At 74.0% G+C, this 12,047-nt stretch carries 15 protein-coding genes; 4 read left to right on the top strand and 11 right to left on the bottom strand.

What is annotated here, in order from left to right; all coding sequences use genetic code 11:
• Positions 1–37 precede the first annotated feature (37 nt).
• From L1885_RS14630 to hisI, 3 genes are read right to left on the bottom strand one after another with little or no spacing between them, the layout of a single operon-like run.
• A complete protein-coding gene (locus L1885_RS14630; protein WP_235797534.1) occupies positions 38–709 on the bottom strand; it encodes a TIGR02234 family membrane protein in 672 nt (223 codons plus the stop codon).
• 25 nt (positions 710–734) lie between these two features.
• Positions 735–2,270 (bottom strand): anthranilate synthase component I, encoded by a 1,536-nt coding sequence (locus tag L1885_RS14625; RefSeq protein WP_235797533.1) that lies wholly within the window; start codon positions 2,268–2,270, stop codon positions 735–737.
• An 11-nt stretch (positions 2,271–2,281) separates the two neighbouring features.
• The gene (gene hisI, locus L1885_RS14620) at positions 2,282–2,635 is read right to left on the bottom strand and encodes a phosphoribosyl-AMP cyclohydrolase (RefSeq protein ID WP_372481946.1); all 354 of its coding nucleotides are present in this window, start codon (positions 2,633–2,635) and stop codon (positions 2,282–2,284) included.
• Positions 2,636–2,719: 84 nt separating this feature from the next.
• On the opposite strand from hisI, the gene L1885_RS14615 reads away from it, so the two are divergent.
• Positions 2,720–3,352 (top strand): TIGR03085 family metal-binding protein, encoded by a 633-nt coding sequence (locus L1885_RS14615; RefSeq protein ID WP_235797531.1) that lies wholly within the window; start codon positions 2,720–2,722, stop codon positions 3,350–3,352.
• A gap of 119 nt (positions 3,353–3,471) precedes the next feature.
• On the opposite strand, the gene hisF is transcribed toward L1885_RS14615, so the two are convergent.
• The 8 genes from hisF to hisD form a co-directional block, all read right to left on the bottom strand.
• Complete coding sequence (gene hisF / locus L1885_RS14610) at positions 3,472–4,227, bottom strand: imidazole glycerol phosphate synthase subunit HisF (RefSeq protein WP_235797530.1); 756 nt, start codon at positions 4,225–4,227, stop codon at positions 3,472–3,474.
• A complete protein-coding gene (locus L1885_RS14605; protein WP_235797529.1) occupies positions 4,224–4,667 on the bottom strand; it encodes a RidA family protein in 444 nt (147 codons plus the stop codon). The genes hisF and L1885_RS14605 overlap by 4 nt, the downstream gene beginning before the upstream one ends.
• Positions 4,664–5,398 (bottom strand): bifunctional 1-(5-phosphoribosyl)-5-((5-phosphoribosylamino)methylideneamino)imidazole-4-carboxamide isomerase/phosphoribosylanthranilate isomerase PriA, encoded by a 735-nt coding sequence (gene priA / locus L1885_RS14600; RefSeq protein ID WP_235797528.1) that lies wholly within the window; start codon positions 5,396–5,398, stop codon positions 4,664–4,666. Before priA ends, L1885_RS14605 begins: the two co-directional genes overlap by 4 nt.
• Positions 5,398–6,033 (bottom strand): imidazole glycerol phosphate synthase subunit HisH, encoded by a 636-nt coding sequence (gene hisH, locus L1885_RS14595; RefSeq protein WP_235797527.1) that lies wholly within the window; start codon positions 6,031–6,033, stop codon positions 5,398–5,400. Before hisH ends, priA begins: the two co-directional genes overlap by 1 nt.
• A 130-nt stretch (positions 6,034–6,163) precedes the next feature.
• On the bottom strand, positions 6,164–6,331 hold the full coding sequence (locus tag L1885_RS14590; RefSeq protein WP_235797526.1) for a CG2302 family histidine operon protein: 168 nt from the start codon (positions 6,329–6,331) through the stop codon (positions 6,164–6,166).
• Positions 6,332–6,333: 2 nt separating this feature from the next.
• A complete protein-coding gene (gene hisB, locus L1885_RS14585) occupies positions 6,334–6,927 on the bottom strand; it encodes an imidazoleglycerol-phosphate dehydratase HisB (protein WP_235797525.1) in 594 nt (197 codons plus the stop codon).
• Positions 6,924–8,021 carry a histidinol-phosphate transaminase gene (locus L1885_RS14580; RefSeq protein ID WP_235797535.1) on the bottom strand — a complete coding sequence of 366 codons (1,098 nt, stop codon included), beginning with the start codon at positions 8,019–8,021 and terminating at the stop codon, positions 6,924–6,926. Before L1885_RS14580 ends, hisB begins: the two co-directional genes overlap by 4 nt.
• Before the next feature lie 50 nt (positions 8,022–8,071).
• Complete coding sequence (gene hisD, locus L1885_RS14575; RefSeq protein ID WP_235797524.1) at positions 8,072–9,403, bottom strand: histidinol dehydrogenase; 1,332 nt, start codon at positions 9,401–9,403, stop codon at positions 8,072–8,074.
• Positions 9,404–9,779: 376 nt separating this feature from the next.
• Here hisD and L1885_RS14570 point away from each other — a divergent pair, with 376 nt between their 5' ends.
• The 3 genes from L1885_RS14570 to ybaK form a co-directional block, all read left to right on the top strand.
• Positions 9,780–10,802 (top strand): hypothetical protein, encoded by a 1,023-nt coding sequence (locus L1885_RS14570; protein ID WP_235797523.1) that lies wholly within the window; start codon positions 9,780–9,782, stop codon positions 10,800–10,802.
• 11 nt (positions 10,803–10,813) lie between these two features.
• Positions 10,814–11,554, top strand: coding sequence for an LON peptidase substrate-binding domain-containing protein (locus L1885_RS14565; RefSeq protein WP_235797522.1), 741 nt, complete (start codon positions 10,814–10,816; stop codon positions 11,552–11,554).
• Between the two features lie 13 nt (positions 11,555–11,567).
• Positions 11,568–12,047: Cys-tRNA(Pro) deacylase (gene ybaK / locus L1885_RS14560; RefSeq protein WP_235797521.1), on the top strand; the 480-nt coding region annotated here is incomplete at its 3' end.

Below are 12,047 nucleotides of genomic sequence, written 5' to 3'. Positions count from 1 at the left end.
CGGGCCCTCGCGGGCCGGGGCGCGGCCTCGCGGGCCCTCAGCTTCCGCCGGTCGGGTCCTCGCCCCGGTCGAGGGCCTTCCACAGGTCCTCCGGGCGGTCCGGGTCCACGACCGGCTTGCGGCGGGCCGCGGCCTTGATGCCCGCCGCGCCCGTGCCCCGCTCGTAGCGGCCGGACATGGCGGGCCAGCGCCGTCCGTAGCCGAGCGCGAGCAGGCCCGCCAGCAGGATGAGCACGCCGGCCGCCGCCGTCACGTACGGCCATACGGTGTGGCTGAGCGCGTGCACGGTCGCCGAGGCGTCGCCGGTGGTCTGCGCGGCCTTCTCGTCCAGCGCGCCGGAGCCGGTGCCGCCGAGGACGGCGGAGACCGCCGCGCCCGCGCCGCTGAGCGCCAGCACCAGCGAGACGACGAACCGGCCCGCGCGCCTGACCGCGAAGACGGCGACCAGCGCGGCCAGGCCCACCACGGCGAGCGCGGCCGGGACGCCCGTCACGTCGCGGCCGTCGGCCGTCACGGTCACGGAGCCGCCACCGACGGCGGCGGCGCCCCTGGCCCAGATCTGCCCCGAGGCGACGAGCGCCACCGCGGCGCCGGCGGCGCCCAGGAGCAGGGCTGCTGCGAGGCTGCGGCGGCCGCTCGGGGCGCCTGCCGCGCGGGTCCGGTCGTGGGTCCCCTCACGGGGGGCGGGTAGCGCTGTCACGCCCTCCACTATCCCTTACGGCCCGCGGCGCGCTTCAGTCGGTGCGGGGCTGCCGCTCCCGCGTGCGCGGCAGCCGGTTCGCGGTGTGCACGGCGCGCAGCACGGCCGCGGCCTTGTTGCGGCACTCGGTGTCCTCGGCGACGGGGTCCGAGTCGGCGACGATCCCGGCGCCGGCCTGCACGTAGGCGGTGCCGTCGCGCAGCAGGGCGGTGCGGATCGCGATGGCCGTGTCGGAGTCGCCCGCGAAGTCGAGGTAGCCCACGCAGCCGCCGTACACGCCGCGCCTGCTCGGCTCCAGCTCGTCGATGATCTGCAGGGCCCGCGGCTTGGGCGCGCCGGAGAGGGTGCCCGCGGGGAAGCAGGCGGTGAGGACGTCGAAGGCGCTGCGGCCGGGCGCGACCCGGCCGGTGACCGTGGAGACGATGTGCATCACGTGGGAGTAGCGCTCGACGGTCATGAAGTCGACGACCTCGACGCTGCCGGGTTCGCACACCCGGCCGAGATCGTTGCGGCCGAGGTCGACGAGCATCAGGTGCTCGGCACGCTCCTTGGGGTCGGCGAGCAGCTCGTCGCCGAGTTCCTGGTCCTCGCGGGGTGTGGCGCCGCGCGGCCGGGTCCCCGCGATGGGATGCACGAGGGCGCGCCCGTCCTCGACCTTGACGAGCGCCTCCGGGCTCGACCCGACGACGTCGAAGGCGACCTCTCCGTCGTCTCCCGGGAAGCGGAAGAGGTACATGTACGGGCTCGGGTTCGTGGTGCGCAGCACGCGGTAGACGTCGAGGGCGCTGGCCGTGCACGGGGTCTCGAAGCGCTGCGAGGGCACGACCTGGAAGGCCTCTCCGGCCCGGATGCGCTCCTTGATGTCCTCGACGGCGGCCCGGAACTCGGCGCCGCCCCACAGGGCGGTGTACTCGGGCAGTTCGGAGGGCGGCAGGGCGGTGGGGACGGAGTCGGTGGGCTTCGCCAGGTCGGCGGCCATGGCGTCGAGCCGGGCGACGGCGTCCTCGTAGGCCTCCTCGACCCCGCTGTCGAGGTCGTTGTGGTTGATGGCGTTGGCGATCAGCAGCACGGTGCCGGTCTGGTGGTCCAGGACGGCGAGGTCCGAGGTGAGCAGCATCGTCAGCTCGGGCAGCCGCAGGTCGTCGCGGGCGTGGTCGCCGATCTTCTTCTCCAGGCGGCGCACGATGTCGAAGCCCAGGTGGCCGACCATTCCGCCGGTGAACGGGGGCAGCCCGAGGCCCTCGGTCAGGTCGCGGGGCGTGTGCAGGGCCTCCAGGGTGGCGCGCAGCGCGGCGAGCGGGTCGCCGGCGGTGGGGACGCCGACGGGCGGGGTGCCGAGCCAGTGCACGGAGCCGTCGCGCTCGGTCAGCGCGGCGGAGGAGCGCACGCCGATGAAGGAGTAGCGCGACCAGGAGCCCTGCTCGGCGGACTCCAGCAGGAAGGTGCCGGGGCGTTCGGCGGCGAGCTTGCGGTACAGGCCCACCGGGGTGTCGCCGTCCGCGAGCAGCCTGCGGCTCACGGGGATGACGCGGCGGTCCACCGCCAGCTTGCGGAACGTCTCGAGATCCATGGCGGCTGACCCTACTCGGCCGCGAGCGGCAGCGTGCCGGCGTCGAAGCAGGTCCGGTCGCCGGTGTGGCAGGCGGCCCCCACCTGGTCGACCTTGACCAGTACGGTGTCGCCGTCGCAGTCGAGGGCGACGGACTTCACGTGCTGGGCGTGCCCGGAGGTGTCGCCCTTGACCCAGTACTCCCGCCGGCTGCGGGACCAGTAGGTGCACCGGCCAGTGGTGAGGGTGCGGTGCAGCGCCTCGTCGTCCATCCAGCCGAGCATGAGGACCTCGCCCGTGTCGTGCTGTTGGGCGATGGCGGGGAAGAGGCCGTCGGCGTTGCGCTTGAGGCGTCGGGCGACGGCGGGGTCGAGCGAGGTGGTCATGTCCCCCATTCTGCCGCGCCCGGGCGGGGTCCCGACGGGGCGCCCACTGGGCGGACGGCGGGGGGCGGCCGTACGCTTGCGGGCATGTCGACCCATGCCAAGCGTGAACGACTTCTGCTCGCCGACCTGTTGGAGGCGGCGGGCCCGGACGCCCCGACCCTGTGCGACGGCTGGCTCACCCGGGATCTGGCCGCGCACGTGGTGGTACGGGACAGACGCCCCGACGCCGCGGGCGGCACGGTCATCCCGGCGCTGCGCGGGCGCCTCGACCGGGTGCAGGCCGAGTACGTCGGCAAGCCCTACGAGGAACTGCTCCAGATGGTCCGCACGGGACCGGGCAGGATGTCGCCGTTCGGCCTCAAACAGGTGGACGAGGCGGCGAACACGACGGAGTTCTACATCCACGCGGAGGACGTGCGCCGCGCGCAGCCGGACTGGACGCCCCGCGAGATCGACCCGGTCTTCGCGGACGCCCTGTGGTCGCGGCTGGAGAAGGGCGCGCGGCTGATGGGCCGCAAGTCCCCGGTGGGGCTCGTCCTGCGCCGCCCGGACGGGCGGACGGCGGTCGCGCACAAGGGCACGCCGGTGGTCACGGTGACCGGCGAGCCGGGAGAGCTGACGCTGTTCCTTTCGGGCCGGCAGGAACAGGCGAACGTGACGACCGAGGGCGACAAGGACGCGGTGTCCAAGGTGATGGACGCGAAGCTGGGCGTCTGATCCCGCCGGGGGCGCGCCGGTTCGGCACGGGCGCGCCCGCACGGGGTTCCCCGGGTCCGGGCCGGGCCCGCACGGGGTTCGCGCCGCCCGCTCGGGCCGCGTGCGGGCCCCGGCGCGCCTCAGCGCACCGGATGGCCCGCATCGCGCAGGGTCGTCTTGACCTCGCCGATGCGCAGGTCGCCGAAGTGGAAGACGGACGCGGCGAGCACCGCGTCCGCCCCGGACTCGACCGCGGGGGCGAAGTCGGCGAGGCGGCCCGCGCCGCCGGAGGCGACGACCGGGATGCGGACCCGGGCGCGGACGGCGCGGATCAGCTCCGTGTCGTAGCCGTCCTTCGTGCCGTCCGCGTCCATCGAGTTGAGCAGGATCTCCCCCGCCCCGAGGTCGGCGGCGCGCTCCGCCCACTCGACGGCGTCGATGCCGGTGCCGCGACGGCCGCCGTGCGTGGTGACCTCGAAGGCGCCCGAGGGCGTGCGGCGGGCGTCGACGGACAGGACCAGCACCTGCCGGCCGAAGCGCTCCGCGATCTCGCGCAGCAGTTCGGGCCGGGCGATGGCGGCGGTGTTCACGCCGACCTTGTCCGCACCCGCGCGCAGCAGCTTGTCGACGTCGTCGGCGGTGCGCACCCCGCCGCCCACGGTCAGCGGGATGAAGACCTGCTCGGCGGTGCGGCGCACGACGTCGTAGGTCGTCTCGCGGTCGCCGGACGAGGCGGTGATGTCGAGGAACGTCAGCTCGTCGGCGCCCTCCGCGTCGTACAGGCGCGCCATCTCGACGGGGTCGCCCGCGTCGCGCAGGTTCTGGAAGTTGACGCCCTTGACCACCCGGCCGGCGTCCACGTCCAGGCAGGGGATCACGCGGACCGCGACGCTCACAGCCCCGCTCCCGGCGCGTCGGCGCCGGGCGCCCGGTACGCCTCGACCTCGACCTCGACGACGAGGCTCGGGTCGACGAACCCCGCCACGACGATCATCGAGGCGGCCGGGCGCACCGCGTGGAACAGCTCGCGGTGGGCGCGGCCCACGTCGTCCGCGTCGCGGGAGTGCGTGATGTACATGCGGGTGCGCACGACGTCGGCGGTGTCGAGGTCCAGTTCGCGCAGGGCGCTGACGGCGACGCCGAAGGCCGTCTTGGTCTGCTCGTAGGGGCTGCCGTCGGCGATCCGGCCGCCCACGACGGACGTGCACCCCGAGACGAGGACCAGCCCGTTCGGCAGCCGGACCGCGCGCGAGTAGCCGTAGCTCTCCTCCCAGGGGCCGTCCGTGGACAGCCTCCTGATGCCGCCGGCCGTCTCCGTGATCTCCGTACCGGTCATCGCTTCACCACCGCAAGCGCCTCCTCCAAGGTGAATGCCTTCGCGTACAGCGCCTTCCCGATGATGGCCCCTTCGACGCCTGCGGCCGTGAGGGAGCCGATGGCGCGCAGGTCGTCGAGGGACGAGACGCCGCCGGAGGCCACGACGGGCCGGTCGGTCGCCGCGCAGACGCTCTTGAGCAGGTCGAGGTTGGGGCCCTGCAGGGTGCCGTCCTTGGCGATGTCGGTGACGACGTAGCGGGCGCAGCCCTCGGAGTCGAGGCGGGCCAGGGCCTCGTAGAGGTCGCCGCCGTCGCGGGTCCAGCCGCGGCCGCGCAGCGTCGTGCCGCGCACGTCGAGGCCCACCGCGACCTTGTCGCCGTGGGAGGCGATGACCTTGGCGACCCATGCGGGGTTCTCCAGGGCGGCGGTGCCGAGGTTGACGCGGGTGCAGCCGGTGGCGAGGGCGGCGGCGAGCGTGTCGTCGTCGCGGATGCCGCCGGAGAGTTCGACCTTGATGTCCATCGTGCCGGTGACCTCGGCGAGCAGCGCGCGGTTGTCGCCGGTGCCGAACGCCGCGTCGAGGTCGACCAGGTGCAGCCACTCGGCGCCCGCGGCCTGCCAGGCGAGCGCCGCCTGCAGCGGGGAGCCGTAGGAGGTCTCCGTGCCCGACTCGCCGTGCACGAGGCGCACGGCCCGGCCGTCGCGCACGTCCACGGCGGGAAGGAGTTCGAGCGGGGGTGTCGACTGCATCAAAGGGTTCCGATCCAGTTGGTGAGCAGCTGCGCTCCGGCGTCGCCGGACTTCTCGGGGTGGAACTGGGTGGCCCACAGCGCGCCATTCTCGACGGCGGCGACGAACCGTTCGCCGTGCGTGGCCCAGGTGACCTTCGGGGCGCGTATACGGGGGTTGGTCACCTCCAGCTCCCAGTCGTGCACGGCGTAGGAGTGGACGAAGTAGAAGCGGGCGTCGCGGTCGAGCCCGGCGAACAGCTCGCTGTCTTCGGGGGCGTCGACCGTGTTCCAGCCCATGTGGGGGACGACGTCGGCGGCCAGGGGTGCGACGGCTCCGGGCCACTCGGCGAGGCCCTCGGCCTCGACGCCGTGCTCGATGCCGCGCTCGAAGAGGATCTGCATGCCGACGCAGATGCCGAGGACGGGCCGGCCGCCGGCCAGGCGGCGGCCGACGATCCAGTCGCCGCGGGCGGCGGTCAGGCCGGCCATGCAGGCGGAGAACGCGCCGACGCCGGGGACCAGCAGCCCGTCGGCGCTCATCGCGCGGTCGTAGTCGCGGGTGATCTCGACGTCGGCGCCGGCCCGGGCGACGGCGCGCTCGGCGGAGCGCACGTTGCCGAAGCCGTAGTCGAAGATCACGACGTTCTTGCTCATGTCGTCCGTCCTGGAACGGGGGCGGGGGCGGGTGCCGCGGCACGGGCGGCCGGTGCCGCCGGCAGCGGTGCCGGGCCGGAGACGGCCACGGCGGTGAACGGCCTCGCGGCGGGGAGGAGGGGCGCTGCGGTCAACTCCACAGTCCCTGGATCCGCAGTATGCCGGCGGCCAGGCAGAACACGGACGAGAGCCCGAGCAGCACGACGACGCCCACGGGGAGCTTCTGCTTGGCGAACGAGTACACGCCGCCGGCGAGGAAGAGCCCCAGCAGGATGAGGATGGTGTTGAGCCCGGTCATCTCTAGAGGGCGCCCTTCGTGGAGGGCAGGATGCCGACGGCGCGCGGGTCGCGCTCGGACGCGTAGCGCAGGGCCCGCGCGAGCGCCTTGAACTGGCACTCGACGATGTGGTGGGCGTTGCGGCCGTAGGGCACGTGGACGTGCAGCGCGACGCGCGCCTGGGCCACGAAGGACTCCAGGATGTGGCGCGTCATCGTCGTGTCGTACGACCCGATCATCGGCGCCATGGTCTCGGGCTCGGTGTGCACGAGGTACGGCCGGCCCGACAGGTCCACGGTGACCTGGGCGAGGGACTCGTCCAGCGGCACCGTGCAGTTGCCGAAGCGGTAGATGCCGACCTTGTCGCCGAGCGCCTGGCGGAACGCGGCGCCGAGTGCGAGGGCCGTGTCCTCGATGGTGTGGTGCGAGTCGATGTGCAGGTCGCCCTCGGTCTTGACCGTGAGGTCGAACAGGCCGTGCCTGCCGAGCTGGTCGAGCATGTGGTCGAAGAAGCCGACCCCGGTCGCGACCTCGACCCGTCCCGTGCCGTCGAGGTCGATCTCCACGACGACGGACGTCTCTTTCGTACTGCGTTCGACTCGGCCGATGCGACTCATGCGCTCTGCTCCTTCTTGAGATCGCGTACCGCGTCGAGGAACGCGTCGTTCTCGGCGGGGGTGCCCGCGGTGACGCGGAGCCTGCCCGGCACGCCGTTGTTCCGGACGATCACTCCCCGGTCGAGGATGTGCTGCCATGCGGCCTGCGCGTCCTCGAAGAGGCCGAACTGCACGAAGTTCGCGTCGGAGTCCGTGACCTCGAAACCGAGTGCCCTCAATTCCTCGACCAGGCGATCCCGCTCGGTCTTCAGCTGCTCGACATACCCGAGCAGAGTATCGGTGTGTTCCAGGGCGGCGAGCGCGGTGGCCTGCGTGACGGCGGAGAGGTGGTACGGCAGCCGGACGAGCTGCACGGCGTCCACCACGGCCGGGTCGGCGGCGAGGTAGCCGAGCCGCAGGCCCGCGGCGCCGAACGCCTTCGACATCGTCCGCGACACGACGAGGTTCGGCCGGCCCTCGACCAGCGGCAGCAGCGAAGGCTTGTGGCTGAACTCGGCGTACGCCTCGTCGACGACGAACAGGGACGGCCGGGCGCGCTGCGCCGCCTCGTACAGGGCGAGGACGGTGTCGGCGTCGACCGCGGTGCCGGTGGGGTTGTTGGGCGTGGTGACGAACACCACGTGCGGGCGGTGCTCGGCGACGGCCGCGACGGCCGCGTCGACGTCGATGGTGAAGTCGTCGTGGCGGGGGCCGGAGATCCAGCCGGTGGTGGTGCCGCGCGCGATGAGGCTGTGCATCGAGTACGAGGGCTCGAAGCCCTGCGCGGTGCGCCCGGGGCCGCCGAAGGCCTGGAGCAGCTGCTGGAGGATCTCGTTGGAGCCGTTGGCCGCCCACACGTTCGCCGCGGTCACCGGGTGGCCGCCGGTGCGGGTGAGGTACGCCGCGAGTTGGGTGCGCAGCTCGACGGCGTCCCGGTCCGGGTAGCGGTTGAGGCCGCGGGCGGCCTCGCGGACCTTCTCCGCGATCCGCTCGACGAGGGCGTCGGGCAGCGGGTACGGGTTCTCGTTGACGTTGAGCTGGACGGGCACGTCGGGGTGCGGCGCGCCGTACGGGGACTGGCCGCGCAGCTCGTCGCGGATGGGCAGGTCGTCCATGCGGACGGCTCGCGCGGGGCCGGGGCCCGTGCCGCCGGAGGTCGTGCGGGTCACTTCTGCGGCACCTTCCACCCGAACCGGGCCTTGAGCGCGGCGCCGTGCGCCGGCAGGTCCTCCGCCTCGGCGAGCGTTACCACGTGGTGGGCGACCTCGGCGAGCGCGTCGCGCGTGTAGTCCACGACGTGGATGCCGCGCAGGAAGGACTGGACGGACAGGCCCGAGGAGTGGCAGGCGCAGCCGCCGGTGGGCAGGACGTGGTTGGAGCCGGCCGCGTAGTCGCCGAGGGAGACGGGCGCGTAGGGGCCGACGAAGATCGCGCCGGCGTTGCGGACGCGGGCGGCGACGGCGGCCGCGTCGGCGGTCTGGATCTCCAGGTGCTCGGCGGCGTACGCGTCCACGACGCGCAGGCCGTCGTCGAGGGAGGCGACGAGGACGACCGCGGACTGCCGCCCGGCGAGTGCGGGCCGGATGCGCGCCTCGGCGTGCTTGCTCGCCCCGACCTGGGGGACGAGTTCCCGCTCGACGGCCTCGGCGAGGTCGGCGGAGTCGGTGACCAGCACGGCGGCGGCCATCGGGTCGTGCTCGGCCTGGCTGATGAGGTCGGCGGCGACGTGCACCGGGTCGGCGGTGGCGTCGGCGAGGACGGCGATCTCGGTGGGGCCGGCCTCGGCGTCGATGCCGACGACGCCCTTCAGCAGGCGCTTCGCGGCGGCCACGTAGATGTTGCCGGGGCCGGTGACGAGGTCGACCGGGCGGCAGCCGTCGGGCCCGGGGATGCCGTACGCGAACATCGCGACGGCCTGGGCGCCGCCCGCCGCGTACACCTCGTCGACGCCGAGCAGCGCGCAGGCGGCGAGGATCGTCGGGTGCGGCAGGCCGCCGAAGTCGGCCTGGGCCGGCGAGGCGACGGCGATGCCGTCCACCCCGGCCTCCTGGGCGGGGACGACGTTCATCACGACGGACGACGGGTAGACCGACAGGCCGCCCGGCACGTAGAGGCCGACGCGCCCGACCGGCACCCACCGCTCGGTGACGGTGCCGCCGGGGACGACCCGGGTGGTGGTGTCGGTGCGCCGCTGGTCGCGGTGGACGATGCGGGCCCGGCGGATGGACTCCTCCAGGGCCGCGCGGACGGCCGGGTCGAGTTCCCGGAGGGCGCCACGCAGCGCCTCGGCCGGGACGCGCAGCCGCGCGGGCCGGCCGTCGCCGAACTTCTCGCCCCACGAAAGGACCGCCTCCGCGCCGCGATGGCGTACGTCCTCGCAGATGGGCCGCACCTTCTCCAGGGCGGCTTCCACGTCGAACTCGGCACGGGGCAGCAGGGCACGCAGGGCGGCGCCCTCGGGGAGGGCGTCGCCGCGCAGGTCGATTCGTGAGATCACGGGTCCAATTCTCGCAGACCGGAAAGGGCCCTCGACCGTCCGTATCAGTGGGTGATATGAGACGTGCGGGGCGTGAGCGGCCGCGCCGCGCGCCCCCCGCGGACGGCGCCGGGCGCGGCGGAGGCGGGGGACGGGGCGGAGAGTCAGGTCGGGGAAGCGGCCGAGGCGGGCGGCGGTCCGGTCGGGGGAGGCCGCCGGAGCCCTCGGAGGACCCTCCCCGGCGCTCATCCGGGAGCCCCGCCGCCCGATTGATCACGGACGGTCACCTCCGGTCACGCTTTCTTTACTGGCTCTTGACGCCGGAAGGTACAACCCTCCCGCCCCGTACGAAAGCTTCACAGATACCCCCTGGCGCCTCCGCGACCTGCGGTTTTGAATGGTCCGCACCATGTCTTTGCTTCGCGCTCTGATCAGTGCCGCGCGTATGGTCAGACACACCCCGCTGCTCGCGGCCGGGCTGCCGCCGGACGACGCGGTCCTGCTCGACGCCCCGGACGGGCAGCTCGCGCCCGCGCTGCTGTCGGCCGCCGCCGGCGAGTACGAGGACGCGGCCAAGCTGCTCGCGACGACCCGCGAGGGAGCCGAGTGGGAGAGTCGCGACCGCTATGTGATGAAGCTCGCGGCGTTCGCCCACCGGCGGGACGGCTGGCTGACGCGCTGGCTGCGCGCGGCGCCCCACGATCCGGACGCCCTGGTGGTGGGCGCCGAGCTCGCGGTCCGCAGGGCCTGGGAGTCGCCCGCCCGCGTCGAACTGCTGCGGGAGGCGGGCCCCCTGATCGACGCGGCGGCCGGGGGCGACGAGCGCGACCCGGTGCCGTGGCGCGTCGCGCTGGACCACGCGCGGGGCACGCACGCTTCGCACGGCCACTTCGAGGAGCTGTGGGCGCAGGCGGTGCGGCGCAGCGCGCACCACTACGGCTGCCACGTCTCGGCCCTGCTGTACCTGTCGGCGCAGTGGTACGGCTCGCACCGCGAGTGCCTGGACTTCGCCGAGGACGCGGCCCACGACGCGCTGCCCGCCTCCCTGATCCGGACGCTGCCCGTGCGGGCCGCGTTCCAGCAACTGCTGGACTGCGTGCCCTCCCCGGTGCAGGCGGACCGCATGGACCGGGCCGCGGACCTCGCGATCGGGATGTCGGGGCACTACCGGGCGGGCGACCCGTGGCCGGCCGAGGCCCGCAACCTCCTCGCGTACGTGCTGGTGCGGCGCGAGCGGTGGACGGAGGCGCTGGAGCAGTTCCGCCTGATCGGGCCGTACGCGACGTCGTTCCCGTGGACCCGCTTCAGCGACGATCCGCTGCGGGACTTCCTGGAAACGAGGGACGGCGTGCGGCTCCAGGTGGCATCCGGCATGCCTTTGTGCCCGAGACCTGGCCGGGGAGGGCCGATCGCCCACTAGGCTTGCTGGTCGTGACCACGGCAAGCCTCCCCCTGTTCCCGCTCAACGCGGTCCTGTTCCCCGGCCTCGTGCTGCCGCTGAACGTTTTCGAGGAGCGCTACCGCGCGATGATGCGGGAGTTGCTCAAGACCGACGATCCCGAGGCGCGGCGGTTCGTCGTCGTCGCGATCCGCGACGGGCACGAGGTCGCGGTGACCTCCCCCGGCATGCCGGATCCGACGTCCGTGCCCGAGCGCGGGCCCTCGGCCGGTTTCGGCGATGCCCCGCTCGACTCCTTCCACGGCATGGGCTGTGTCGCCGACGCCGCCACGATCCGGGAGCGGCCCGACGGCAGCTTCGAGGTGGTGGCGACCGGCACGACCCGGGTCCGGCTGCTGTCCGTGGACGCCTCCGGGCCCTACCTGACCGCTCAGGTGGAGGAGGTGCCCGAGGAGTCCGGCGAGGACGCGGAGGCACTCGCAGAGGGCGTGCTGCGGGCGTTTCGCACCTATCAGCAGCGGCTGGCGGGCGCGAGCGAGCGGAGCCTGCCGGACGACGAGGAGCTCCCGGGCGAACCGCCCGTGGTCTCCTACCTGGTCGCGGCGGCCGCGATGCTGGACGTGCCGGCGAAGCAGCAGCTGCTGGAGGCGACGGACACGGCGTCGCGGCTGCGCCTGGAGCTGAAGCTCCTGCGTGCGGAGACCGCGGTGATCCGCAAACTGCCGTCGCTCCCCGCGACGGACCTGACGACGACCCCGACGAACCTGAACTGACGGGCACGGCCGGATGGCGAAGAAGCAGAGGAAGGGCGGGGGCGGCACCCCCGCGACGACCGCGCTGGCGGCGGCCGGCGTGCCGTACACGCTGCACGCGTACGAGCACGACCCCGCGGCCCCGAGTTACGGCGAGGAGGCCGCCGAGGCGCTCGGCGTCGAGCCCGGGCTGGTCTTCAAGACCCTGGTGGCGGACGTCGACGGCGAGCTGACGGTGGCCGTCGTGCCGGTGACCGGCCAGCTGGATCTCAAGGCCCTGGCCGCGGCGGTCGGCGGCAAGCGCGCGGCGATGGCCGACCCGGTCGCGGCCGAGCGCACGACGGGCTACGTGCGCGGGGGCATCTCCCCGCTGGGCCAGCGGCGGGCGCTGCGCACGGTGGTGGACGCGTCGGCGGCGGGGCACGCGACGGTCTACGTCTCGGCGGGCCGCCGGGGCCTGGAGGTGGAGCTGGCGCCCGACGCCCTGGCGAAGCTCACGGCGGGGACGTTCGCG

The organism is Streptomyces fuscigenes (assembly GCF_021556455.1).
Lineage (GTDB): Bacteria > Actinomycetota > Actinomycetes > Streptomycetales > Streptomycetaceae > Streptomyces > Streptomyces fuscigenes.
The sequence above is the reverse complement of the archived record's forward strand: the minus strand, read 5'-3'. Positions and strand labels throughout refer to the sequence as shown.